21 protein-coding genes are annotated in these 25048 nt (G+C 46.9%); 7 read left to right on the forward strand and 14 right to left on the reverse strand.

Features of this window, described 5'->3' with window-relative positions:
- Positions 1-22 precede the first annotated feature (22 nt).
- Positions 23-1234, reverse strand: coding sequence for a thiolase family protein (locus NL645_RS03945; protein WP_253651238.1), 1212 nt, complete (start codon positions 1232-1234; stop codon positions 23-25).
- 277 nt (positions 1235-1511) lie between these two features.
- Between NL645_RS03945 and NL645_RS03950 the strand changes: the two genes are divergently transcribed.
- From NL645_RS03950 to NL645_RS03970, 5 genes are all read left to right on the forward strand, one after another.
- Positions 1512-1886 (forward strand): MerR family DNA-binding transcriptional regulator, encoded by a 375-nt coding sequence (locus tag NL645_RS03950; protein ID WP_012842485.1) that lies wholly within the window; start codon positions 1512-1514, stop codon positions 1884-1886.
- A 66-nt stretch (positions 1887-1952) separates the two neighbouring features.
- Complete coding sequence (locus NL645_RS03955) at positions 1953-3122, forward strand: isovaleryl-CoA dehydrogenase (protein WP_164665717.1); 1170 nt, start codon at positions 1953-1955, stop codon at positions 3120-3122.
- A 25-nt stretch (positions 3123-3147) separates the two neighbouring features.
- The gene (locus tag NL645_RS03960; RefSeq protein WP_253651239.1) at positions 3148-4752 is read left to right on the forward strand and encodes a carboxyl transferase domain-containing protein; all 1605 of its coding nucleotides are present in this window, start codon (positions 3148-3150) and stop codon (positions 4750-4752) included.
- Between the two features lie 29 nt (positions 4753-4781).
- Positions 4782-5621 carry an enoyl-CoA hydratase-related protein gene (locus NL645_RS03965; RefSeq protein WP_005390997.1) on the forward strand — a complete coding sequence of 280 codons (840 nt, stop codon included), beginning with the start codon at positions 4782-4784 and terminating at the stop codon, positions 5619-5621.
- Positions 5621-6529: a hydroxymethylglutaryl-CoA lyase gene (locus NL645_RS03970; protein ID WP_253651423.1), complete on the forward strand. Its 909-nt coding sequence runs from the start codon at positions 5621-5623 to the stop codon at positions 6527-6529. The genes NL645_RS03965 and NL645_RS03970 overlap by 1 nt, the downstream gene beginning before the upstream one ends.
- Before the next feature lie 8 nt (positions 6530-6537).
- On the opposite strand, the gene NL645_RS03975 is transcribed toward NL645_RS03970, so the two are convergent.
- From NL645_RS03975 to NL645_RS03995, 5 genes are all read right to left on the reverse strand, one after another.
- Positions 6538-7089: a DUF2301 domain-containing membrane protein gene (locus NL645_RS03975; RefSeq protein ID WP_253651240.1), complete on the reverse strand. Its 552-nt coding sequence runs from the start codon at positions 7087-7089 to the stop codon at positions 6538-6540.
- A gap of 40 nt (positions 7090-7129) precedes the next feature.
- Positions 7130-8008 (reverse strand): DMT family transporter, encoded by an 879-nt coding sequence (locus tag NL645_RS03980; protein ID WP_253651241.1) that lies wholly within the window; start codon positions 8006-8008, stop codon positions 7130-7132.
- A gap of 208 nt (positions 8009-8216) precedes the next feature.
- A complete protein-coding gene (locus NL645_RS03985; protein WP_253651242.1) occupies positions 8217-11264 on the reverse strand; it encodes an FAD-binding and (Fe-S)-binding domain-containing protein in 3048 nt (1015 codons plus the stop codon).
- Between the two features lie 55 nt (positions 11265-11319).
- Complete coding sequence (locus tag NL645_RS03990) at positions 11320-12189, reverse strand: amidohydrolase (protein ID WP_253651243.1); 870 nt, start codon at positions 12187-12189, stop codon at positions 11320-11322.
- A 58-nt stretch (positions 12190-12247) separates the two neighbouring features.
- Positions 12248-13141, reverse strand: a complete 894-nt coding sequence (locus NL645_RS03995) for an alpha/beta hydrolase (RefSeq protein WP_005375755.1) — start codon at positions 13139-13141, stop codon at positions 12248-12250.
- Positions 13142-13295: 154 nt separating this feature from the next.
- Here NL645_RS03995 and NL645_RS04000 point away from each other — a divergent pair, with 154 nt between their 5' ends.
- Entirely contained in the window at positions 13296-14252 is a 957-nt protein-coding gene (locus NL645_RS04000) for a GlxA family transcriptional regulator (protein ID WP_085343627.1), read from the forward strand.
- A gap of 37 nt (positions 14253-14289) precedes the next feature.
- Here the strand turns inward: NL645_RS04000 and NL645_RS04005 are convergent, their stop codons facing one another.
- The 8 genes from NL645_RS04005 to NL645_RS04040 form a co-directional block, all read right to left on the reverse strand.
- A complete protein-coding gene (locus tag NL645_RS04005; RefSeq protein WP_253651244.1) occupies positions 14290-15639 on the reverse strand; it encodes an MmgE/PrpD family protein in 1350 nt (449 codons plus the stop codon).
- A 14-nt stretch (positions 15640-15653) separates the two neighbouring features.
- The gene (locus NL645_RS04010; RefSeq protein WP_253651245.1) at positions 15654-16490 is read right to left on the reverse strand and encodes a nitrilase-related carbon-nitrogen hydrolase; all 837 of its coding nucleotides are present in this window, start codon (positions 16488-16490) and stop codon (positions 15654-15656) included.
- Between the two features lie 4 nt (positions 16491-16494).
- Entirely contained in the window at positions 16495-17376 is an 882-nt protein-coding gene (locus NL645_RS04015; protein ID WP_046873659.1) for a glycine betaine ABC transporter substrate-binding protein, read from the reverse strand.
- A gap of 35 nt (positions 17377-17411) precedes the next feature.
- Positions 17412-18146: an ABC transporter permease gene (locus NL645_RS04020; RefSeq protein ID WP_253651246.1), complete on the reverse strand. Its 735-nt coding sequence runs from the start codon at positions 18144-18146 to the stop codon at positions 17412-17414.
- Entirely contained in the window at positions 18143-19312 is a 1170-nt protein-coding gene (locus tag NL645_RS04025; protein WP_253651247.1) for an ABC transporter ATP-binding protein, read from the reverse strand. Before NL645_RS04025 ends, NL645_RS04020 begins: the two co-directional genes overlap by 4 nt.
- A 27-nt stretch (positions 19313-19339) precedes the next feature.
- Positions 19340-19993 carry an ABC transporter permease gene (locus NL645_RS04030; protein WP_253651248.1) on the reverse strand — a complete coding sequence of 218 codons (654 nt, stop codon included), beginning with the start codon at positions 19991-19993 and terminating at the stop codon, positions 19340-19342.
- Positions 19994-20229: 236 nt separating this feature from the next.
- Positions 20230-21543, reverse strand: a complete 1314-nt coding sequence (locus NL645_RS04035; RefSeq protein WP_253651249.1) for a methyl-accepting chemotaxis protein — start codon at positions 21541-21543, stop codon at positions 20230-20232.
- Positions 21544-21897: 354 nt separating this feature from the next.
- The gene (locus NL645_RS04040; RefSeq protein ID WP_253651250.1) at positions 21898-23091 is read right to left on the reverse strand and encodes an acetate/propionate family kinase; all 1194 of its coding nucleotides are present in this window, start codon (positions 23089-23091) and stop codon (positions 21898-21900) included.
- 363 nt (positions 23092-23454) lie between these two features.
- On the opposite strand from NL645_RS04040, the gene NL645_RS04045 reads away from it, so the two are divergent.
- Entirely contained in the window at positions 23455-24993 is a 1539-nt protein-coding gene (locus NL645_RS04045; RefSeq protein ID WP_253651251.1) for a bifunctional diguanylate cyclase/phosphodiesterase, read from the forward strand.
- Positions 24994-25048: the final 55 nt, after the last annotated feature.

The raw sequence follows: 25048 nt of genomic DNA on the forward strand, positions 1-25048 counted from the left end.
ATTTACTCCTTTCTGATTTCAATTAAAGCGGTATTTCAATGCCTATCGCCGTTGCCTCTCCGCCACCGATACAAAGTGTCGCAACGCCTCGCATCACTTTTTTGGCGTCTAGATCACCGTCGGTACCTAAAGCTTGTAGCTGACGCAAACTATGAATCAATGTCACCAGAATTCGTGCGCCACTTGCGCCTATCGGATGCCCGAGTGCACACGCTCCGCCTTTAATATTGACTTTGCTCATATCAAGCCCAAGTTCTGCTACCGCGATTTGTGTCACGACAGCAAAGGCTTCATTTATCTCCCACAGATCCACTTCGTCAATTGACCAATCCAACTGGGACAACAACTGTTCAATCGCATAAACGGGAGCCAAAGTATATTCAGCAGGTTTTCTGGCGTGTGTGGCGTGAGACTTGATAACGGCGTGTGGCTCAAGACCTTGGTGGATCGCAGTCTCTTCATCCATTAGAACAAGCGCTGCAGCGCCATCGGAAATCGCACTCGAATTAGCCGCGGTCACCGTGCCTTTTTTATCGAATGCAGGTTTGAGTTGAGGGATTTTATCCAGAACAATCGAGCGCGGGTGCTCATCGTAATCCAACGTTCCTTGTTCAGACTTGGTGTTGAATTCAATCGGTGAGAGCTCGTCTGCAAATAAGCCTCGCTCTTGAGCTTCCAACGCACGTTTTGCCGACATCACTGCCCATTCGTCCATTTGCTCTCTGGTAAACTTAAGCCTGTCTGCGACGTGCTGAGCATAAACACCCATTAAGTGCCCTTCGTACGCATCTTGCAATCCATCGAGAAACATGTGGTCATACGTCGACTGGTGGCCCATGCGCATTCCCTTTCTCGCCTCTTTCAATAAATACGGCGCATTGGTCATACTCTCCATACCACCAGCAATGGCCGTTCGAATCGTTCCAGCTTTGATAAGATCGTGCGCCAACATGACGCTCTTCATGCCGGAACCACACACTTTATTGATAGTCGTGCACCCTACACTCATGGGTAAATCCGCACCAATTGCCGCTTGTCTCGCCGGGGCTTGCCCACAACCCGCAGGGAGCACACATCCCATGAAGACTTCATCTACAGATGTCACATTCACTTCGTGCATTGCCGCCTTGATCGCCAGTGCGCCTAATTGGGGAGCGGAGTAAGTTTGCAACTTTCCTTGAAAGCGCCCGATCGGCGTTCTCTTCGCGCTGACAATCCAGATGTCTTTTTCCATGATTCGCATTCCCTTGAGGTATATGTGAACACTAGACTGACTGATGACGCCCCTGCATGACATTACTCACCAAGTGCTACGCCAGTCTTTGTCGCCCTTTCTCACTGACAAACTTTCATACTGCGATTTCTTGACGTTTACGTAAGCATAGCACTAGCCTTTACAATGAGATGAAAAAACACACCAAGTAGGCGTTTATCTTTCAAAATTTGCGTTCGGCCTTTCCGTTGAAGGTTCGATTTCCAGAAACTGGATTTTTATTCGAGGTAAGTATGTTATGGAAAAATACAAGATCAGTGACCTCGCCAAGGAGTTTGATATTACCACTCGTAGTATCCGGTTTTATGAGGACGTAGGTCTGATTGAACCAGAGCGAAAAGGCAACATGCGCGTTTATCAACGCAGAGATAAAATTCGTCTCAAACTGATTTTAAGAGGGAAACGGCTCGGTTTTTCACTGGCAGAAATTCGTGAACTTTTCGAGCTCTATGACATGCAACAAACCGAAGGACAGTTATTGAAAATGCTCAATATCATTGAAGAGAAACAAGCCGTCCTACAACAGCAACTCAATGACATCAGCGTCGTAATGGCAGAGTTGAATGCCGCTAAAGAACGCTGTATTCAAACACTCAAAAGCAAAGAGACATAACCGCTATACTCAAATAGCGACACTGCAATCGGCTTTTCCACCTTACCTCTGATATCGGGAGACGTTATGAAAAGCACCTACGCCCCACTCAATTTCGGACTTGGTGATACCATCGATATGCTCCGAGACCACGTTAATGCCTTTTCTACGGAACATATTGCTCCCATCGCCGCAGATATAGACCGCGATAACCAGTTTCCAAACCATTTGTGGCCTTTGTTTGGAGATATGGGGTTGCTCGGTGTCACCGTCGATGAAGAATTTGGTGGTGCAGGCATGGGATACCTCGCTCACGTTGTTGCAATGGAAGAAATCAGCCGTGCCTCTGCATCTGTCGCTTTAAGCTACGGCGCTCATTCTAACCTGTGCGTCAATCAGATCTTTCGCAATGGCACGCCTTCTCAACGCAAGAAATACCTTCCCAAACTCATCGATGGTACGCACGTTGGCGCCCTAGCTATGAGCGAGCCCAATGCCGGTTCAGACGTGATAAGCATGCAACTGAAAGCGGAGAACAAGGGTGACCATTTTGTACTGAATGGCAACAAAATGTGGATCACCAACGGTCCCGACGCTGACATAGTGGTGCTTTACGCTAAAACGGATGTCAATGCAGGTTCACGAGGTATTACCGCATTCATTGTTGAACGCAACGTCGAAGGTTTCAGCCATGCTCAAAAGCTGGACAAACTAGGCATGAGGGGCTCGAACACTTGCGAACTTGTATTTAACAATTGCGTAGTGCCGAAAGAGAATATTCTTGGCGAGCTGAATCAAGGCGTCGAGGTGTTAATGAGTGGACTAGATTACGAGCGCGTCGTCCTCGCTGCCGGACCACTCGGGATAATGCAAGCTTGCATGGACATTGTGGTCCCGTACGTACATGAACGAGAGCAGTTTGGAAAATCCATTGGCGAGTTTCAGTTAGTTCAGGGCAAGATCGCCGATATGTATTCTCGAATGAGTGCAGCAAAAGCGTATGTATATACCGTCGCAGCGGCTTGTGATCGAGGTAACGCAACACGCAAAGATGCCGCAGGAGCGATTCTGTACAGTGCAGAACTCGCCACACAAATGGCACTTGATGCAATACAGTTGCTCGGTGGGAATGGCTACATCAATGAATACCCTGCTGGTCGTTTGCTACGTGATGCAAAGCTTTATGAAATCGGCGCGGGTACCTCAGAGATTCGCCGCATGTTAATAGGCCGAGAACTGTTCGAAGAATCTCGCTAAAGGAACATACGACAAGGAAGTCATTATGGCCATTATCAAAAGTAAAACTAAGCCAACTGACGAGTTATTTCTTTCCAATAAAGCTGCGATGGAAACGTTGGTCACTCAACTGAATCAACACATCGAGACCATCAAACAGGGAGGCGGTGAAAAAGCCATTCAGCACCAGAGGCAAAAAGGAAAACTCCCCGCCCGAGAACGCATCGCGCGCTTGCTTGATGACAACACTGACTTTCTTGAAATCAGCCAGTTTGCCGCCTGGCAAGTGTATGACGAATCCATCCCCTGCGCTGGCGTTATCGCCGGCATTGGTTTCATAGCGGGGATTCAATGTATGGTCATCGCCAACGATGCTTCGGTAAAAGGCGGAACCTACTACCCACTCACGGTAAAAAAACACCTTAGAGCGCAAGAGATAGCCCAACGCTGCCAACTCCCCTGCGTATACTTGGTGGACTCCGGTGGCGCAAATCTCCCTCATCAGTCCGACGTCTTCCCCGACAAAGAACACTTTGGTCGCATTTTCTTTAACCAAGCGAGGATGTCAGCAAAAGGCATCCCTCAGGTTGCTGTTGTGATGGGGCTTTGCACTGCTGGGGGCGCATATGTTCCTGCCATGGCGGATGTGTCCATTATGGTCAAAGAGCAAGGCACCATATTTTTGGCGGGACCGCCTCTAGTTAAAGCGGCCACTGGCGAAGTCGTGACGGGTGAAGAGCTCGGCGGTGCAGACGTGCATTGTCGTAAATCTGGTGTTGCTGATTATTACGCTGAAAATGATGAGCATGCCCTAATGCTAGCTCGAGAAGCCATTGCCAATGCCAATAGAGCGAAATCGATTAAGCCGGAAAACACCGTGCTACCTCCCCGCTACGATGCTGAAGAAATCTACGGAATCGTGAATGCCAACTTACGACTATCATTCGACGTTCGAGAAATCATTGCCCGCATCGTCGATGATTCTGATTTTGACGAATTCAAAGCCTTGTACGGCAGAACGTTAGTGTGTGGCTTTGCTCGCATTCACGGACACTTGATCGGTATTGTGGCAAACAACGGTATCTTGTTTTCTGAATCGGCACAAAAAGGCGCGCACTTTATTGAACTTTGCGCCAAACGGAAAACACCGCTTCTCTTTCTCCAAAACATTACCGGATTTATGGTCGGGAAAAAGGTGGAAGAAGAAGGCATCGCAAAACATGGCGCCAAGCTGGTGATGGCCGTCGCTTGTGCTGACGTACCGAAGTTTACCGTGATCATCGGTGGGTCGTACGGCGCTGGCAATTATGGCATGTGCGGCCGAGCTTATGATCCAACCATGATGTGGATGTGGCCGAACGCTCGTATTTCTGTGATGGGCGGAGAACAAGCGGCAGGCGTCTTAACACAAGTTCGAAAAGACGCGAAGGAACGCCAGGGAGAAGCGTGGTCAGAGCAAGAAGAACACACTTTTAGAGAATCAATCATAGACTTGTATGAAACACAAGGACATCCCTATTTTGCGAGCGCTCGGCTATGGGATGACGGAATTATTGACCCCAAACAAACGCGTCAGGTGTTGAGTCAAGCGCTAACGGCAGCATTAAATGCCCCCATTCCTGATAGCGAGTTTGGCGTCTTCAGAATGTAAATATCCAGAGATAAATTAAGGAAGTAAGTATGCAGGAAATGCAACCAAGCATTATTCCCAACGCCCAAAGACAAGATGATGTTCTTTGGCATGTCGATGACAATGGCGTAGCGACCATCACTCTAAACAGAACAGCCAAACACAATGCTTTTGACGCTTGTACGATCGACTTGCTGATCCACCGCCTAGATTATCTCGCTTTACGAACGGATGTGCGATGCTTGGTATTAAAAAGTAACGGCAAGCACTTTTCATCCGGGGCCGACCTGAATTGGATGCAGTCGATGGCCGACAGCACGAGGCAAGATAATTTCGTTGATGCCCAAAACTTGGCAAGACTCATGGAAACCCTAGATTCGTTCCCTCAACCCACCATCGCGGTTGTACAAGGCTCCGCTTACGGCGGCGCGCTGGGATTGATTTGTTGCAGTGATATCGCCATCGCGAGCCAATGTGCTAACTTTTGCTTAAGTGAAGTTAAGCTTGGTTTAGTTCCGGCAACCATTGCGCCTTACGTCATGCGCGCGATGGGGAATCGACAAGCTAGACGCTATATCTTAAGTGGTGAAGTCATTTCAGCCGAGGATGCCGAACGGTTTGGTATTGTGCATGAAGTGAAAGAAGCCAAACAACTTGAAAGTGCGGTCGATAGCGTGATCAAGACGTTACTACTTAATAGCCCAGATGCGATGCGTAAAGCGAAAACGCTCTGTCACCAATGTCATCAAAACCCCATCGATCAACAACTGATTCACTATACTAGCAAGCTCATTGCGGACATTAGGGTATCGCCACAAGGCCAAGATGGCTTGCAAGCGTTTCTTGAAAAACGAAGCCCAAGTTGGGTAACCAAATCACAGGACAAGTAATGCTGCCTTCCAAAGTAAATATTGTCGAAGTAGGTCCACGAGATGGGTTGCAAAATGAGTCTCCTGTTGCGACCCAGACTAAAATCCGGTTGATCAACTTACTCTCTGATACTGGGCTAACGCATATTGAGGCGGGCTCTTTTGTTTCGCCCAAATGGGTGCCACAAATGGCGGACTCAACAGAGGTCATGAAAGCAATAACAAGGCGAAATCATGTTACTTATTCTGCCCTGACACCAAACCTAAAAGGCTTCGAACAAGCCTTGGAGGCTGGTGCCAATCAGGTCGCAATTTTCACTTCATCATCAGAAGGCTTCTGCCAACACAATATCAATTGCTCGATTGCAGAAAGTTTAACTCGCTTCGAGCCTGTAATGCGATTAGCCACCAAACACGGCATCCCTGTTCGAGGTTATCTATCCTGCGTTGCCGATTGCCCTTACGACGGTCCAACAGCCCCTAAACAGGTGGCGAGCGTGACCAAATCGCTCATCGATTTAGGGTGCTATGAAGTATCCCTAGGCGATACCATCGGCACAGGCACGCCAAATCGAATTGCAGCCATGCTGGAAGCCGTCATGTTGGTTACACCTCTCCCCCAGCTTGCTGTCCATTTCCACGATACATGGGGACAAGCGCTCGCCAACATTCATCAAGCCTTGAGTATGGGCATCAATACCATCGACAGCAGTGTCGCTGGGCTGGGTGGATGCCCATACGCTCATGGGGCCTCGGGGAATGTCGCGACGGAGGATGTACTGTATTTATGCCAAGGATTAGGGATCGAAACGGGGATCGACTTGGAGCTGTTAGCAAAAGCTGGCTGGATGATCAGCGAAGAGCTTAATCGAGAACCCACGTCAAAAGTATCGCTAGCTTTGCGTAACCGTATGACATCTCAAACGTAAGACGTTTATTAAACCTCGTAGTTTGCTTTAATACCAATATCAAAATGAAGTGGCATCCGCCACTTTGATATAGACAGGAAACCCATAATTAAGCCAGACAACCCTGTTGCAATATTCGCTACCGTCAGTATTTCGAAACAAAACGCAAAGGTTGCGATGGCAAGTAGCACTGGCACCGCTTTCAAGCCTGGAACTTTAAAACAAAAGGACTCTTTCAGCGCCACACCGGAAAAAGTGACAAAGACAAAACCAAGAGAAAGCCACACGCGGGATAAGTCTGGATCGCTCACCATGAAGAGCAGTCCCACCCAAGTTGACCAGCTGATGACAGTACGCACAGTTTTACTGTAGACATGGATATTTGCTGCAGTTAATACACCTGCAATGGCGATGATCAGCAACACATTTCGATCATAAAATGCCGAACCTTCAATAAGGTGCAAACCCGATATCGTCATCGCGATAAGTCCAAAGGCAAATACGCTAATTCCTAAACGATATAAACAGACACTTAAAATATCTAAAAAGTCTAGTGATTCCTGATGCTCAGTATTGGCCATGCTTCACTCCTAAATTGTTCCCTACCCACATTTCTTGAAGCTACCTAGGGATAGACAAACGAAATCGACCGCCAGTACGATAAATAATAAGAGAAAATAAGATAAGCACACAGCCAACTAGCTTATTTGCCGTTAGCACTTCGCCATACCACAGCACGCTCAGAATGACGGTCCAAACTGGCTCTAATATCATGATCAAGGCAGCATTACCTGCCTGAACAAATTTTTGACCCATGGTTTGCATTACGTAACGCAAGCTCGTCGCTAGCAAGGTGCTCAACGCGAACCACCACCAAATGGAGGAGTCAACCTCTGCCGGAAAAGACTCCATAAAGAAAGAAACCAACAAACCTAAACAACCAGCAGAAAAAAGCTGCACGCAAGTAAGCAGCAACACAGGTAGTTTTTGAGAGTATTTGCTGTTCACATTAAAATGAAGCGCCAAAACCAGTGCTGCACCAAGAAACCAAAATTGACTGGCCGATTGTTTCCAGCCACCAACTAAAGAGAGACAGGCGAGCCCTAATACCGCGATAGGCAAAGAAAGCCAGAAAATTCGTTGTGGTCGTTGACGAAACATAACCCACGCAACAATCGGCACAAATAGCATGGAGAGACTCATGATAAATGCGCCTTCCCCGAGCGTGTCGCTGATGGAGATGGCGTAAATCCATGTCATAACGGCACTGCCTAACAGGAACCCGACACCACCAGCAGAAAGCACATCTTTCAAATTCGCTTTGAGCAAAGGTCGATAGCACAACGGCAGCAGACAGAGCGATGCAATAGTAAATCGCGCCCCGATAAAGCCGAAAGGTGGTAAACCCTGTATTGTTTCCTTAGAAAAGATCCAACCAAGTGCCGCGATCATCGTTGTCGCAACCAGAATAACCGTCGCTTTGCGTTCTGAGTTAAACATAAGTACTCACAAAATATGGAACACAGTATCGCAGCAAGGGAAGTTTGCTGCGCTGTTGTATCAATTTGAAAGGAGTTTCTGTCGAGCGGAAGTGAAAGCCCGATTCTCTCCTGTGTTGTTAAGCAGATTGAAGTTCTGCGGTCGGATACATTAAAGGCAGGTAAAGTCTTAAGGCAAGCGTTTTCGTATACTAAATTGCCTAAGCATCTTATGCACTAAACAAACTGGCTAAAACTTGGACCGGATGTCGAACGACCTCCCCTTCAAAACGCTTAACTTGACTGCGGCAGGAGTACCCCGTGGCTAACACACGCTCAGTGGGCAGGTTCTTTATATTCGGTTTCCAACTCAGCTGATAAATAGCTTCAGACGTACTTTTCTTATCCACTTCATGGCCGAATGTCCCTGCCATGCCACAACATCCCGTAGGTATCACATGCAGCTTTAAGCCAAAGTGATGAAAAATAGACTGCCAAGATTTCTCAGTCTCCGGGATTTTGGTCTTTTCTGTGCAATGCGCCATCAAATACCAAGGCTCTTCGTCTGATACACTTACTGGCGGCCATTCATTGAGTGTATCCACCAGCCACTCATGAGCCGTATAAACTGTAAATTCGCCCCGCTTTTCTTTTAGAGCCTGACGGTATTCATCACGATAACAAAGCACTAAGGCTGCATCGATACCGATCATAGGAATTTCAAGCTCAGCAACTTGTTTGAGAAAATCCGAGGTGTTTTGTGCATTTCTGGCAAATGCCTTAAGGAAACCTTTTACATGTTGAGCTTTCCCATTGGGTTTGAAAGGCAGAACAACAGGGTGTTTCCCTAACCGCTGCAATAACTGAATAAAGTCCGCAACCAACTCGGCTTCATAAAAGCTGGTAAATGGATCTTGAACAATCAAGACGTAATTTTGCTTCACTTCTGGGGAAAGCGATTCTAGATACGCAAAGTCGAACGGGCTCACGCCAAGTGCCTGACATCGACTTTGCAACGTAGGGATCGATAGCACTGGCGAATCAACAAAACCGATGGATGTCTCTAATACCTGCGTAACAGGCCTACTAGATGCAATTCGATTAACCAGCTTGGGGGCTTTTGCCATAATCGGCAGCAGTTGCTCAATATTCGACACCAGATAGTCGCGCAGAGGTCTGCGATAACGCGAGTGATAGACGTGTAAAAAACGTGCTCTAAAATCAGGCACATCAACTTTAACAGGACACTGACTCGCACACGCTTTGCACGCTAGACAGCCATTCATCACCTCATAAACTTCATGCGATAGGTCGTCAGATGTGGGGCGAGATATCAACTTACTCAGCTTCTGAGTCAAAAGCTTAACCGATAATGTTTGATTGAGAAGCTGTTGTTCGTTAGCGAGCAAATCGAAGCCACTGTCATTAAGGCGACGCAGCCATTCACGCATTATCCCAGCCCTCCCTTTCGGAGAGTGGCGACGATCGGCTGTTACTTTAAATGATGGACACATTGGGCTATCAGCATCGTAATTAAAACACAGCCCATTGCCATTGCAAGACAGCACGGGCTTAAGCGACTCTCGGACTGCTACGGGGATCTGACGATCATAGTAGCCACGCTTGGTCGCTGTGACTTTTACCATTTCAGCGTCGCTATTCAGTGGTGTGCAAATCTTCCCCGGATTCATTTTATTGTCGGGGTCAAACGCCGCTTTAATGCGCCTTAATTCAGTAAAGAGCTCATCACCAAAGAAGGCAGGTCCATATTCTGAGCGATATCCTTTACCGTGCTCTCCCCACATTAAACCATTGTATTTTGCCACCAGCGCGACCACATCATCGGATAGTTGATGCATCAACGCTTCTTGCCCAGGGTCACACATATCGAGCGCCGGACGCACGTGAAGGACGCCAGCATCCACATGCCCAAACATGCCATAATGCAGGTTATTGTCGTCCAGCAACGTACGAAATTCCGCGATAAAGTCCGCCAAATTTTCAGGCGGCACACAAGTATCTTCCGCGAATGCAATCGGCTTTGCCTGACCTTTGGTCGCGCCAAGCAGCCCAACCGCTTTCTTGCGCATACCATAAATGGCTTGGATGTCTTGGGGTTCACGACAGACTTGATAACCGATGATACCACTGCGTCGGTGAGCCATTTCTTTATCGAGAATTGAAAGTAAGCGTTCAACTTTATCCTCAATATCATCGTTGTGACTGCCTGCGAACTCGACAAAGTTAATCCCTTGCATCTCTTTGCCCTGCACATCTGAGATCGCATGTTTTACCGAGTGCCAGACAATGTCTTCTCTTGCAAGATTGAGCACCTTTGCATCAACCGTCTCTACCGATAGCGCCTCTGCTTCGACCATCAAGGGAGCATTTCGCAATGCAGAATCAAAACTATCGTATTTAACGTTCACTAACCGTCGCGTGGTAGGTATTCGCGTAAGATTAAGCTTGGCTTCAGTGATAAAAGCTAACGTACCTTCAGAGCCACATAATATTCTCGTGACGTCAAACTCTTCACTCTTGTCGTTTATGGCATTTTTTAGGTCATAACCAGTAAGAAATCGATTCAGAGGAGGAAACTTATCCAGAATCTGTTGACGCTTGTCTCGACAAACTTCCTCCGTAATTTTTAACGCTCGCGATACTACATCACTGTTTAACCATTTGTTTTGTTGAATTGCTTCGGTATCGAGCACCGAACCATCCGCCAATACGGCTTTGAGCGCCAACACATGATCCGAGGTTTTACCATATTGCAAAGAGCCTTGGCCTGATGCATCGGTATTAATCATCCCACCTAATGTTGCGCGGTTGCTGGTCGACAGATCTGGCGAGAAGAAATAACCATAAGGGCGAACGATGTCGTTGAGTTGATCTTTGACTATCCCAGTTTCCACTCTCACCCAACCTTCCTGCTCGTTGATCTCTAACACTCGATTCATATAGCGAGACAGATCAACCACGATCCCCGAGTTCAATGATTGTCCGTTGGTGCCCGTTCCGCCTCCTCTGGGCGAAAAGGTCAGGTGTTTAAATTCATCACGAGCACTGACCTTGCCAAGTATTACCACATCATGATGGTTGGCAGGAAAGACGACCGACAAAGGAAGTTGCTGGTAGACGCTGTTGTCAGTCGCCATACTCAATCGAGTGGTATAACGAGCATCAGTATCCCCCTTGAAACCAAGTTGTTTAAGGGTGTTAAAGAACTTGATAACCACAGGATCAGAGGAAACCTGTAGCGGAAGTGCAGGAAGCATAATTTGAATCAGTGCCTTACGGTTGTCTTTTTAGGTTGGTAACATGAATGTGGAGTTAAAAGCGGTAGAGGCGCTTAGGGTTATCGACCAGAATCTTGCCAAACAGTGTCGTATCTTGCGTCCAGTGCCACAAGGTATCTAACAACTGGCCATCATTTGGCATCTCAGCAGCAAAACATGGATGAGGCCAATCCGATCCCCAGACACATTGCTCTTCATTCGCTTCTAACAAAGCTTGAGCAAATGGAGAAACGTCATCATAAGGCGGTGATTGAGGCGAAAAACGATACGGTGCCGACAGTTTTGTCCACACTTTGCCTTCAGCTTTAAGCTTCAATAAGGTTTGAAAACCAGGATGAGAAATAAGCTTGTTTGTTGGCATATGTCCAAGATGATCAATCACTACGGGCACGGGTAAAGCCCTTAATCGCTGATATAAGTCATCAAACTGCGAAACATCAATTAAGCATTGAAGGTGCCAGTGTCGCTCTGCAAGGCGAGCCGCTAAACGTTCAACATCACGCCACTCAATACCACCTTTAAACAGCAGGTTCATCCGCACCCCACAAAATCCGGCTTCTTGTAGCTCATCCAGCGTTTGCTCAGACACATCCGCATCCACGACCGCGACGCCTTTGTAGTCGTAACCTTGCTGGCGTAAATACCGTAATGTATCAAGATGCAACTGGTTGTCATTGCCATACACACTCGGCTGAACCAGAACGCCATGACGGATGCCTAATTGCTTGTGCAAATGCAGGTACGCGCCGACGCTGGCATCAGGTGGCGTGTAGGTTCGCGTTTCACAGTACGGATAACGTGAAGAAAAAACGTGGGCGTGACAATCAACCGCGCCTTCAGGAATCGCGATTGTTGGTTTATGTACAAATGGGTCCGCCGCTTCACAAAATGGAATTATGCTCATCGAAAATCATCCTGTCAGAAAGGTAGAGGTGCCATCAACGAAAGCACCTCTTGAAGACTTAACTGAAGTTCTCACTCAACCAGTTTGCGATCACGCCAGAGAACTGAATAAACTTAGGATCGTCGTCCAACATCCACTCGGTGTGACCACCTTCCGGCAGTAAGAATAGAGATTTCGGCCCAGGGTATTTCGCGTACAGCGACTTTGCTTCGGTCACTGGGTGAAGGTCGTTTTCTGCACCGTGCGCAATCAAGATTGGCGCGTCTGCAAATCGCTCATCCAGTAGAGCTTCCGGTTTGAAATTGATGAGAGAATCCGCAAAATCCAGATCAGATGTCACGCCGTAGCCCGGCGCTTTGACCAGTTCAGTGAATACATATTCGCGGCTTACTGGATCAAGCGGGTAGATTTCAAATGGATCAATCCCCTGCTTTTCTCCACCAAGAGCAAGACGTGTACGCTCTTCTAACATAAATTGACGGAACGCTTTCCAGCCGTGCTCGCCACGTTGAGCAACCTGAACACGTACCGCATCATAAAAGCCGTTCATGGAGATAAGGCCATCAATCGCATCTTGGCAAACTCGGTAAGCATCAAGAATTAATCCCCCCGCCATGCCCCAGCCAGCCAGTACGACTTTGCGGCCTTCCTCGTCAGCGCGCTGTTTCACAACCGCAACCGCGTTCGCGATGTCGCGTACTTGTTCATCCAAAATAACTCGCTCACGAATGCCCTCAGATTCACCAAAGCCACGGTAGTCAAATCCGAATACCGTAAAGCCCTTCGCAGTTAAGGCTCTCGCGTAACGCTCTGGGTGAATATTTTTTTGCCCAGTAAAGCCTGAGCAGACAATAACGATCGGTAAGTCTGGGTTGTTAACGTTCTCGTCAGTAAAGAAAGCGCCATCAAGGCGTAGACCATCACTAATTACTGGGGCTTTTTGTTCAATCATAATTATCTCGTCCAAATGAATGTGTATGCTCGACAAAGAAGTCCTTGTCTTAAGTCACATCATGTTCGAATTTTGATAGCAATAATTTAACAATTGCGACATTCTTATCCAGAAATACGACATAGATGAACTGCCCACTTGGTGACCACAGAGAATGAAAACGACACACACGTATCGCATTGGTTTTTTCCTTATTCCTGATTTTTCGATGCTCTCTTTTTCGGCAGTTATCGAACCTCTTCGAATGGCCAATCGCCTCGCTGGTTGCGATTTGTATCAGTGGGATATTTATGGATTCGAAGATAAAGAAGTGTCGGCCAGTAATGGCGTTTCATTCTCGCCAACACAGTCAGTCAACAACATTGCTCATTTAGACTTGCTGCTGGTTGTAGCGGGTATTGGCGCCCACGTTGCTGCCGCGAGTGGGTCGGTGAATCAGTGGTTAAAACAGGCGCTTCGTCAAGGCATCGCCGTGGGCTCGACTTCGACAGGCAGCGTGTTGTTAGCAAAAGCTGGCCTGTTAAAAAACAAAACGTGTACCGTGCATTGGGAGTCCGCCAACAGCCTGGCAGAGGAGTTTCCAAACATTAACGTGACCAGTGAGTTGTACGAATTCGACCCACGCACACCAACTTGTTCGGGCGGTCTAGCCGGTTTGGATATGATGCTTCATTTAATTACAAACCAACATGGGAGTGACTTGGCGAATCAAGTGGCAGAGCAATGCATTCACCCTGCGATTCGACCAGCGCATGATAAACAGCGGATGTCGTTAATCCGTAAGCACAACATCCGCCACCCGCGCCTGCTCGACGCTGTAGAGATCATGGAAGCCAACATGGAAGAACCGCTAAAGTGCTATGAAATTGGCGAGCAAGTAGGGTTATCGGTCAGGCAGATGGAAAGGTTATTTTTACAATACTTGCAAGACAAACCAGGCAATTACTACCTTCAACTGCGCCTAGAGCGCGCTCAACATTTGTTGTTGCAAACCATGTTGTCCATTACTCAAATCAGTACCGCTTGTGGGTTCAGTTCTACATCGTATTTTGCGCGCTGCTACAAAAAACGCTATGAAAAAACGCCGCGTGAAGAGCGACGTTTAACTTAAGATTGAGTAAGAGAAAAGAAATTCGATCTCTTCGATCTCATCGTGATGTGTCAGACGGCTTATCAGACAAAGTGCCTTGGTAAAGCAGTGATAGCCAAGCAAGTACCTGCTCTTTACTGGCTTTATCAAGTTGCAAACAGCCCTCTTCTATCGCTGACACGCGCGAAGCGGACAATTCTTTCTCTGCCAAAGTGCGAAACTTACCTTGCATCTCGTCTCGACTGAGAGGATTTTCAGGATTACCTCGCGCAATACAGGGAGGCGACGTCAGTTTGTCGCCATTTTTCAACGTCACCACGACATGCGCCCAGCGTTCGGCTGGAAACTTATCATTGTAAGCAGGCTCTTCAATTAACTTCATCCGCTCCGTAATTGCCAAGCGAGCAGGATCTTTCAGTCCTTTGGTAACGGCTTCTACCGTGACCGTATTATCCATGACCGCACTCGCGACTGAAAATGGCAAACTGTACTGAGCCTGCTCGGTTGTCTCAGGGCGCTTGGTATGCAGGCACACCGCCTGGTGAAAGCTGTGAACTTCGATAAGTTCAATCTCATCAGGTTTTAGTTTATTTTCTTGTTGCAGTGCTCTCACCGCTTCAACCGCAGGTTGAGCCCAACGACAAACCGGATACGGTTTAAAGTATTGCTCCAGAATATACCAGCGCTGCCCTAAATCTGCCCACAAAGCGTGAGTTTGTTGGTCCAGCAGAGTCACGGCTGGCGCGCCAGTAAATCCTTCTTCTGCCAGCTCTGCACTGGCAAAGCCCGCCATTGCTCCCCAGCCAGAGCCGTCTTTGAGCATGGTTGGATGTTCAATACAACGCATCATTTGGCTGCGTGGACCATAAAACTCAGCAATGCCGAGCGCATGCTCTGTTTGTGCATCCGTTAAGTCTTTTCTTCTTGCAGACACCGCAGCGACGCCCAACGCATTCCAAGCACCAGAAGTATGATAATCACAAGCGGTTTGATGCAGCGCGATTCCGGCGCGAGTTGCTATTTCGTAGCCAATGACGAGGGACGTTAATAACTCTTCTCCCGTAACTGCTGACTCATGCATACTGGCGAGCAGCCCCGGCAAAACAGCGACACCAACATGGCCTTTGGTCAGGACTTGGCCGTCGTGCGCGTCCATACTGTCAATCAACATTCCGCCATATAGAGTTGCCCCACAACCACTGGCCGTGTGATCAGAAAACAGCATCGGCGTATCACCGGCAAACTGCTTCTGCGCGAGTTTGGCTACCATGTTTTGCAGCTGCGTCGCTTTACCAGCTGCGGCGACACCTAACAAATCCAAGACGCAATATTTCGCTTGTTCAATAACGTCAGCAGGAAGCTGTTCAAAGGTTAATTCGTGAATAAATCGATGAATAGATTGCATCATCTACTGCTCCAGTTTTAGCGTTTTGCCTTCGACAATAGCGTTGTGATCAATGGTGTATTGCTGTCTCGCATGGTAGGCAGCTCGAATCTGGCTTTATCAATATCGTCCAATGACAAGGTCGCAGTTATCAAGGTTTCACCGTCTTCTGCCTGCGCCAAGAGCTCGCCCGTTGCAGACAAAATACAGCTTCCTCCCCAAAACCACGCTTCGCCCTCTGGCCCGTAACGATTGGCCATCAAAACTGGGGTTCCGTAGAGCACCGCATAGAATTTAACGTTAACTAACCAGTTGTCTTCATTGGAAAAGTCTTTACTGACAATACTGCTGGCCGAATTGATCGGCGCGAGCAAGATTTCAGGCTTATCGAGTAGCGCGCAATGAACCAAAGGTGGATTCCATAAATCGGCACAAATTAAAACCGAGCCTCGCCAATTTTCATCAAGAGAAACGCTGGTGGTTGCGTCTCCCGAATGAAACCACTTGCCCTCTTCAAGCCCACCATAGGTTGGTAAATTGATTTTGCGATACACAGCAACCACCGTACCACCGAGCAACCAAGCCATCGCGTTGTAGTACTCTCCCGGAGCGGCCTGTTCCACAAAGCCAACAATCACGGACATGTGCGGCGCAAGTTGCGCAAGCTCTTTAAGCCGAGCATCATCACGCTTCATGGCGACTTCACGCACAGAGGATTGGAGCTGGTATCCGGTCAAGGAGAGTTCAGGAAACAGCAATAGCTGCGACCCTATGGCCGCAGCTTGCTTTATGTAATCCTGATGAGTATTCAGATTGGCATTCACATCGCCTAACTGGGCGTTGATTTGGGCCACACTGACTTGCAGGATAGTCATGGTATTACCCCAAGTTATGCTCAGATAGGAACTGGCTTGCGACTTCTGAGATCGAACGTCGCTCCACATCAACTTGTTGATTCAATGTCGACATCGTATCGCCATCGATCGCCGCAGAAAGCGCGTTCATTTGCTCGGCAAGCTCTGGGTTCGCATCTAGCGTTTCTTGGCGAACCACAGGTGTGATCGCGTAATCAGGGAAGAACTGTTTGTCATCCGTTAAAACGGTAAAACCGAATGCTTTGATACGACCATCTGTTGCAAATACAAGCGCAGCATCGACTTCTTTCCCTTTCAGCGCATCATAAGTTAACCCAGTATCCATGCGTTTCACTTGGTCACGTGAAGCTTTGAATTTGTAGGTTTTCTGTAAAGGTCGGAAGCCATCTTTTCGTGCATAGAATTCCGCATTCAAAGCAATGGTCATTGGCGGGTCTTGGCGCATTTGCTCGGCGAAGTCGGATAAGGTTGAAATGCCACGTTGTTTCGCATCGTCACTGCGCATAGCGAGCGCGTAGGTGTTGTTCGCTTTTGAAGGGTTAAGCCAAACTAGGCCTTTCTTGGCATCCAGTTCCTTAACGCGTTGATACACTTGCTCTGCTGGGAGCTTATCTTTGACTTTGTTGTAAATAATCAGTGATGTGCCCGTGTACTCCCAATAAAGATCAATCTGGCCGTTTTCTTGCGCTTTACGCAAAACCGCACTGCCCATGCCCGAACGCTTATCAACGTCGTAGCCTTTTTTGGTTAAATATTGAGACGTGATCTCCGTTAAAAGCTGTTGTTCTGTAAAGTTTTTACCACCTACCACGATTTCCGCGGATGCGTGAAAACTTGAAAGCAGTACACCAACGGCCAGCAAGCGGCGAGTAATTTGCTTTAACATGTTTGACTCCTGTCTGTGTTCAATTTTTAGGATTGTTATTGTCTAGCTCTAATAGGGTTACAGCCTTTAGGTACAGTGACATAGGAAACGGCTCCTACCACACTGTCGATAGCGATAGCCAGCATCGCTGTAGGAATAGCGCCTGCCAGCATCATGATGGGTTCATCCAGATCAATACCAGTAAAAATGAGCTCCCCTAACCCACCGCCACCAATTAAGAAGGCCAGTGGAACGGTGCCCACGTTGACAGCTAACGCCGTGCGGATACCGGCAAAAATGACGAACAGCGCATTAGGAATTTCAACCTGAAACAACATTTGTAACTCGGTCATACCAATGCCTGACGCCGCTTCTTTTAAATGAGCGGGCACTTCTTTCAGTCCAATGTAGGTGTTTCTGACAATCGGCAACAACGAGGCAATCGTCAGCCCAAATACCGCAGGCACGGTGCCAATGCCAAGAAAGCTCATTGCCAGCGCGAGAATGGCTAAAGTAGGAATCGTGGTCCCCACATTCAAAACCTGCATCGCCGATTCTGCGACTTTCTGAAAACGGGGACGGCTGAGCAATACGCCGACGGGAATCGCGATTAGGATCGCCAATCCACCAGACAGCAGCACCAGTTCAATGTGCTGAACCGTCAAATAAACAATGTCTTCTTGGTAGTAAAGAAAATCATCGATCGTACCCGCGCCTTGTAAATAAATACCCAGCGCAAAGACACACGCCAATAAAACGAAATAGTAGATTTGTTTGAGCTGGTTGGTCACGATGCCTCCTTAGCCTGATGCAATAGCTGTGGCTGACTAGGAGAGATATCGCGCTGATAAGTTGCGCCTAGATAATGGGTAATGCCGCGCTGTGTGACTTCGCCCACTAAGCGGCCATTCTCGTCAACACACGGCATCCAAACAATGTCGTGCGTGAACATCTTCGAAGCGACTTTACGCAGATCATCCGTGGTTCGGGCGATTGTTTTCAGGCCGACATAATGTTCACCGCAGTACCCCTTCATATTGATTGCGGTAGCTTTTGGCACATAACCGATAGGCTGGTGTTGGTCATTCACTAATATCACGGCGTCGCGATACCCATACGCGTCAATTTTGGTTAGAGCGTCGGCAAGCGTATCGTTAGGTTTTACGTACGCAAAGGTGGTCTGCATGACGGATTCAGCTGTAACTAAGCGAAGACGTTTAAGTGCGCGATCATCTCCGACAAAGTTTTTCACGAAATCATCTTTCGGGTGTGCGAGCAAATCGTCAGGCGTATCGTACTGAACCAGGTGACCATCACGGAAAATCGCAATTCTATCGGCCATTTTGACCGCTTCATCAATGTCATGACTGACAAACATGATGGTCTTGTTGAGCTCTTGCTGCATTTTAAGGAACTCATCCTGGATTACTTCACGGTTGATCGGGTCAATCGCGCCAAAAGGTTCATCCATCAGCATAACGGGAGGATCCGCAGCTAGCGCTCGGGCAACACCAATTCGTTGCTGCTGTCCGCCAGACAACTCATTTGGATAACGATTAAGGAAGACACTAGGATCAAGAGCCACCATCTCCAATAGCTCTTTTGCACGCGTCATGTACCTTGCCTTATCCCATCCTAATAACTTGGGAACCACCGCGATGTTTTCGCCGATCGTCATGTTGGGAAATAAGCCAATTTGCTGAATAACATAGCCAATGTTGCGGCGCAGAGTAACCGTATCCATCCCAGAAGTATCTTCACCACCAAGGTAGATCTTGCCCGATGTCGCGGGAATAATTCGGTTGACCATTTTCAGCGTGGTGGTTTTGCCACAACCGGATGGGCCAAGTAACACACATATTTCACCACTGGGAACTTCCATCTCAATGTGATCTGCGGCAGTCACCGGGCCATTAGGCGTTTCAAAAATTTTGGTTAGCTTGTCAATTTTGATCATTTGAATGTCCCTATTATTTGTCCTTTATCAAGCAGCGGTTAGGCCCGGTGGCGTTAATCTTTTTTGTAGTCGAATCAATCCGTAATCCGCGATGATAGCCAGAAGGCTGACGGCGATGGCACCAACGATCAGTTGTCGAGGATCACTTTGCGATATGCCACGGCTGATAAACACGCCCAACCCTCCTGCTCCGATATACGCGGCGATCGCCATAACGCCAATATTCATTACTACTGCCGTTCTCACACCCGCCATAATCACCGGAATCGCCAATGGAATTTCCACCATTTTCAAACGCTGAAAAGGCGTCATCCCGATGCCGCGAGCTGCCTCTCGGAGTGACGGTTCTACGTTGTGAATGGCGGTATAAGTGTTGCGAATAATAGGCAGCTGAGAATAAAGCAGTACGGTAATCACGGCGGGCACGTAGCCAATCCCATGACCAATGGTCGATAAGAGAGGAATCATCAAACCAAACAGTGCGATTGAAGGAATGGTGATAATGATGGACGCTACGTAAAGCACCACTTTCGCAACGCGCTCATTTTGTGTGATAAGAATGCCGATAGGTACGCCAGTTAGGATGGCAAGCCCAACAGCCAGAGCGACCAAAGAGATGTGCTCCATGATAAGCGTACCTAGCAGCGCTAAGTTATCTATGGTGAAATTTAGTAAGTCCAAGTAGGTCTCCCCCAACTGTGATTCGCAACCAAGTTAACAGGAGATTAAATTACGCTACTTTTTATTAACAGTGTTGTAAAATAGCGACACGTTAAGATAGAAATACGAAATATTAAGGAGGGAAATAATTGGCTTTCTCATCACCAAAAAAAGCGCTTTATTGGCGATGAGCAGCAGTAGTAAACAAGTTGATTATATCGGAACTGAAAAAAGCCATTGATAGCATGAAGAACCAACTACAATGAGCGGTTAAATTGCTCCACAGCCTCTACGACACGGCTAGCGCCATCTTGTATTTCGTTCATCACATTCCCCGCTTTTTCTGAAAGTTCTAGCGTATCTAGTGCTTCTTTTTGACATTTGGCGATCAGTTGGACAGCATTATCGGTTCGCTCTAAGTTTTCAGTTACCATTGTGACAATTTCATCAGTGGTCGCATTGGTTCTTGTGGCAAGCTGTCTCACCTCGTCAGCCACCACGGCAAAGCCTCTACCATGCTCACCCGCGCGAGCTGCTTCTATCGCCGCATTTAACGCTAGTAAGTTAGTTTGGTCTGCAATACCACTGATGCTATTAACCAGTTCACTAATGCGTGATGAGTGCGCTTTGAGCTCGTCAATGGCCGTATTCGCTTGCTGCATCTGGTCAGACAGTGTTTGCACCTTTTCTAGCGTCGAACCTATCACTTGCTGACCTTGCAGTGTTTGTGTTCCGGTCTCTTGAGAAACTTCATTAGCCAATTGCGCAGCCTGAGCCATTTGCTGCTCTTGCATCACCTGCTGGGTGATGTCGGTCGCGAACTTGACGACCTTGTAGAGCTCTCCTCTATCGTTATGGATAGGGTTATAGGAGGCTTCTAACCATACCTCTTCACCGTAACGGTTAACTCTCTTAAATCGGTCTGAAGCAAACTGTCCTTTTGCCAAACGTTGCCAGAACTCGCGATAAGCTTCAGAACCTGCCTCTTCCTGATCGCAGAACATACGATGATGCTTCCCTTTAATTTGATCCAGTGTATAACCCATCGTACTAAGGAAATTATCATTGGCTTTTAATACATTACCATCTAACGTGAACTCAATAACCGCCATAGAACGGCTCAACGCATTAAGCATGTCCTCTTGCTCACGCGATGTTTTGATCGTTCGCGTAAGCTCAGAAGCAAACACAAAAAAGCTTTCGACTTCTTGATGTTCGTTTAAAACAGGCTGGATAACCGTTCGTAACCACGCTTCTTCGCCGTTGCCTTTAAGTACTTGCATCGCACCATTCCAAAATACTTTGTCTTGAACGGCTCTCTTCATTCGATGAAAGTGCTCTGTATTGCGCGAATTTGATGGAACCAACTCGGTAATCGGTTTCGCTAAAATATCCGCATCAGTGAAAAAGAGTTGTTGCTGAAATTTTGTATTTACAGAGGTAATGCAGCCTTTCTTATCCAGCGTTAAGCGAAGCATTTCTTCATCTAAACTGTGTTGGATTTGCTGCAAGCGTTGCAGATCCTGCTTTAATCGTTGGTTTTCTTGCTGAAGCGACTTATTAAAAAACATGACTTTCTCTCATTTGACTAATCTTCGAACTAGTCAACGGTTTATTATTTATATGCCCAATAGCCTGCAAAGATACGATTTCGTTTGATCGTTCTTCAAACGCAACTCCTGTCTCCGAGCTGAGATACCTACATGACATAAGGCTATTTTTCTTTGGTATGACTTAAGCGCAGTATACTGGAATTTCTTCACCGCCCAAGTTGTTTGTATATTTATCAATATTAAGGCAATTGGCAGCTATTAGAGATCCGTATTAATGCGGGTAGTTATATGGAGAAAGGATGTATTTGGATCAAAAAAAGCCCTTTCCATAAAGGAAAGGGCTTTGACTTAGTTCCCAAAATTTTTGCCGTTTTACAGCAGTTCCACCGACTGTTGAGCGATTACCCACTCTTCATTGGTAGGAATAACTAGTGCTTTCGCACCGAGCAACTCAGATGTTGCAATAACACCTGCGTTGCCAAATCTTGCATCTTCGTTGCCTTTCTCATCTTCAACAAAACCTAGCAGTTTTAGGTTTTTCAAGATTTCACGACGAATTGGTAGTGAGTTTTCACCAATACCACCAGTGAAGATGATGCCGTCTAATGAATCCAGAGCAGCTAGGTAAGAAGTAATGTATTTCGCAACACGGTAAGTGAAGATTTCAAATGCCAACTTCGCACGTGAGTTACCCGCTTCCATGGCTTCTAGTACACCACGTGCGTCACTTGTTACACCGGATACACCTAAGAAGCCTGACTTCTTGTTCATCATCTCGAACACTTCGTCTTTTTCCCAACCTTTACGGAAAAGGAACTCGATAACACTTGGGTCGAGGTCACCACAACGAGTGCCCATCATTAGGCCAGCTAGCGGCGTCAAACCCATACTTGTATCAACACATTCGCCATTTTTAACCGCACTCACTGATGCACCATTACCTAAGTGCACGGTGATAAAGCTGCTTTCTTCAACCGGCTTATCTAGCATTTTCGCTGCTTCACGGCTTACGTAGTAGTGGCTTGTGCCGTGAGCACCGTAACGACGCACTTTATGCTCTTCGTAAAGCTCGTAAGGAAGCGCGTACATAAACGCTTTGGCAGGCATTGTTTGGTGGAAAGCAGTATCAAACACAGCGAATTGAGGCAGTGAAGGGAATGCTGCCATTGCTGCTCGCATGCCTTCTGCATTCGCTTTGTTATGAAGTGGCGCTAGCTCAGCAAGACGCTCAACTTCTTGAATAACTTGTTCATCGACTTTTACTGTGCCTTTAAAGGTTTCGCCACCAGCAACAATGCGGTGGCCTACAGCTACAAATTTTGAGCTCAAACCCAAAGTCTCGAGTAGTTTTACCACTCGCTCAACAGCGTACTGATGATGGTTACCGCCAGCAGGAATTGCTTCAACGGTTTTTTCTCCCTGATATTTCCAACTGATTTCAGCTTCAGGTAGGCCAAAACACTCACCAATACCTGATACCAAAGCTTCACCGGTTTCAGAATCAATAACAGCAAATTTTAATGAAGAGCTACCAGAGTTGATCACCAGTACAAACGAATTAGACATGAAATAGTTATCCTGTTGTAGAGCAGAGGTTGTAATAGCGCTTGTGCGCTGCGTACTTCTTGTTTGCCCCTCTATTATTCAATAATTTTTTAATCTTTCAACAATCTTTTAGTAAAAGCGATTTGATTGAACAAATTTTGTTGATCTGTAGCAAGTTTTGATTTTATTTGAAGACTGAAAAATATGACTTGTTAAACATAATTTATGAATAGGTCAATTTGTACAAATTCAGAGATATGAGCTACGTTGTTTATTGGGTGAACAAAAATAATAAACCAATCAATAAATCGGGGTAATAATGTGCCCACTATTGCATTTCTATTAGTGATCTTAGGTTTGATTTTGCTCTGCTGGGGATGGCAGATGACAAAAAACATCTGCTCGAGAACTGATGTACCCGGGTGGACTTTCCTATTGTTGTTAATCAGCTGTTTCATTTTTGCGTATGCCGCTTTTTTACACGCTATAATGCAAAAACCTATCGCTTCCCTCTTGGAAACCGGAGTTTCTCTCATTCTATTCGGTGGCAGCATTTTTGTGGTGCTGGTTATCAAATGGAGTAACGACTCCATACTAGAACTTCATACCGTTGCTGAAAAAGAGAAGCGTAATGCCGTTCACGACGCACTTACTGGACTCCCTAACCGTAAATACTGCTTTGAGTTAATCGAAGATAGAATACAGTCTGGAGACCCTTTCTCAGTGATCCTTTTCGATGTCGTTAACTTTAAACAAGTCAACGATGCTATGGGACACTTTTGTGGAGATCAACTACTGATTCAAATTGGGCAACGTCTCCAAGAGAAACTTAAAGGCAGTGACAAAATTTTCCGCGTTGGTGGCGATGAATTTGTCATCCTCACCTCGTCAGCATGCGAGGAAACAGGCAAAAGTCTCATCGAAGAGTTAGATTCGGCACTGTCTAATCGCTTCCATTTAGATGAGTTTCAAGTCTCTTCCCGCGTTGTTTTCGGTGTCAGTACCTACCCTTATGACGCTCTGTCCAATGATCTATTGATAAAGCACGCAGACATTGCCATGTATCACGCCAAACGAAATGGCAATCTCTTTGCATTTTATAGTGAGGACATGAACGTCGGGGCCAAGTACCAGCTCGAAATCTCTTCTCGTATTCAATGTGCGCTGGAAAAAGAGGAGTTCCAGCTATACTACCAACCGTTGATTGATGCACATACTAACTTAGCTGTCGGCTTTGAAGCCGTGATCCGTTGGCATGATGAAAATGGTAAAACGATTTCGCCTAACGACTTCATCCCCATCGCGGAGCGAAGTAATCAAGTGCACAACATCACCATGTGGGTCCTCAACCAAGTTGAAAAAGATCTCCAGACCTTTATAGAAAAAGACATCAAGCTTCCTGTCCACGTTAACTTATCTGCAAAAGATCTCTCATCTAATTTATTGTTCAACCGCTTGGAAACACTGCTCAAAGTAAACCCTCAATTTGCTGACCTTATAAGCTTAGAGATTACTGAAACGATGGCGATTGATAGAGTTGTTGAGCTCAACCCCCTAATTCACCAAATCAAAGGATTGGGTATTAAGATCAGCTTGGACGACTTTGGCACCGGGTATTCATCTCTGTCGCTTTTGAGAGATCTCCCAGTTGATCAAATTAAAATCGACCGATCATTTCTTTGTACCGCAAGCCGGACAGAGGGCACTCGCTCTATCGTTGAGAACACAATAGCGTTAGCGCATGGTCTAGGGTATTCAGTCGTCGCAGAAGGCGTTCAAGACATGGATACACTGCATTTTTTACGCAGTCGTGGCTGCGACATCATTCAGGGCTACTTGTTCTGCCCAGCCCTACCCTTAAACGAAGTAATAACCTGGGTAAATGAGCACGATGAAAAACAAAGCCGTATTCGACGCGCATAAAAAAGCCGAGCATTTCGCTCGGCTTTCAATTCTTGCGGCAATTTAATCAATTGCT

The organism is Vibrio sp. Y51_MX_L26 (assembly GCF_024181935.1).
Lineage (GTDB): Bacteria > Pseudomonadota > Gammaproteobacteria > Enterobacterales > Vibrionaceae > Vibrio > Vibrio diabolicus.

Bases quoted from the DNA above. Each gene is read 5' to 3' on its own strand.
- NL645_RS03970 (WP_253651423.1), top strand. From the start codon at position 5,621: ATGCTGCCTTCCAAAGTAAATATTGTCGAAGTAGGTCCACGAGATGGG.
- NL645_RS04010 (WP_253651245.1), bottom strand. From the start codon at position 16,490: ATGACTATCCTGCAAGTCAGTGTGGCCCAAATCAACGCCCAGTTAGGC.
- NL645_RS04000 (WP_085343627.1), top strand. From the start codon at position 13,296: ATGAAAACGACACACACGTATCGCATTGGTTTTTTCCTTATTCCTGAT.
- NL645_RS03980 (WP_253651241.1), bottom strand. From the start codon at position 8,008: ATGTTTAACTCAGAACGCAAAGCGACGGTTATTCTGGTTGCGACAACG.
- NL645_RS04035 (WP_253651249.1), bottom strand. From the start codon at position 21,543: ATGTTTTTTAATAAGTCGCTTCAGCAAGAAAACCAACGATTAAAGCAG.
- NL645_RS03985 (WP_253651242.1), bottom strand. From the start codon at position 11,264: ATGCTTCCTGCACTTCCGCTACAGGTTTCCTCTGATCCTGTGGTTATC.
- NL645_RS03965 (WP_005390997.1), top strand. From the start codon at position 4,782: ATGCAGGAAATGCAACCAAGCATTATTCCCAACGCCCAAAGACAAGAT.
- NL645_RS04015 (WP_046873659.1), bottom strand. From the start codon at position 17,376: ATGTTAAAGCAAATTACTCGCCGCTTGCTGGCCGTTGGTGTACTGCTT.
- NL645_RS03990 (WP_253651243.1), bottom strand. From the start codon at position 12,189: ATGAGCATAATTCCATTTTGTGAAGCGGCGGACCCATTTGTACATAAA.
- NL645_RS03995 (WP_005375755.1), bottom strand. From the start codon at position 13,141: ATGATTGAACAAAAAGCCCCAGTAATTAGTGATGGTCTACGCCTTGAT.
- NL645_RS03975 (WP_253651240.1), bottom strand. From the start codon at position 7,089: ATGGCCAATACTGAGCATCAGGAATCACTAGACTTTTTAGATATTTTA.
- NL645_RS04045 (WP_253651251.1), top strand. From the start codon at position 23,455: ATGACAAAAAACATCTGCTCGAGAACTGATGTACCCGGGTGGACTTTC.
- NL645_RS04040 (WP_253651250.1), bottom strand. From the start codon at position 23,091: ATGTCTAATTCGTTTGTACTGGTGATCAACTCTGGTAGCTCTTCATTA.
- NL645_RS03945 (WP_253651238.1), bottom strand. From the start codon at position 1,234: ATGGAAAAAGACATCTGGATTGTCAGCGCGAAGAGAACGCCGATCGGG.
- NL645_RS04025 (WP_253651247.1), bottom strand. From the start codon at position 19,312: ATGATCAAAATTGACAAGCTAACCAAAATTTTTGAAACGCCTAATGGC.
- NL645_RS04005 (WP_253651244.1), bottom strand. From the start codon at position 15,639: ATGATGCAATCTATTCATCGATTTATTCACGAATTAACCTTTGAACAG.
- NL645_RS03950 (WP_012842485.1), top strand. From the start codon at position 1,512: ATGGAAAAATACAAGATCAGTGACCTCGCCAAGGAGTTTGATATTACC.
- NL645_RS03960 (WP_253651239.1), top strand. From the start codon at position 3,148: ATGGCCATTATCAAAAGTAAAACTAAGCCAACTGACGAGTTATTTCTT.
- NL645_RS03955 (WP_164665717.1), top strand. From the start codon at position 1,953: ATGAAAAGCACCTACGCCCCACTCAATTTCGGACTTGGTGATACCATC.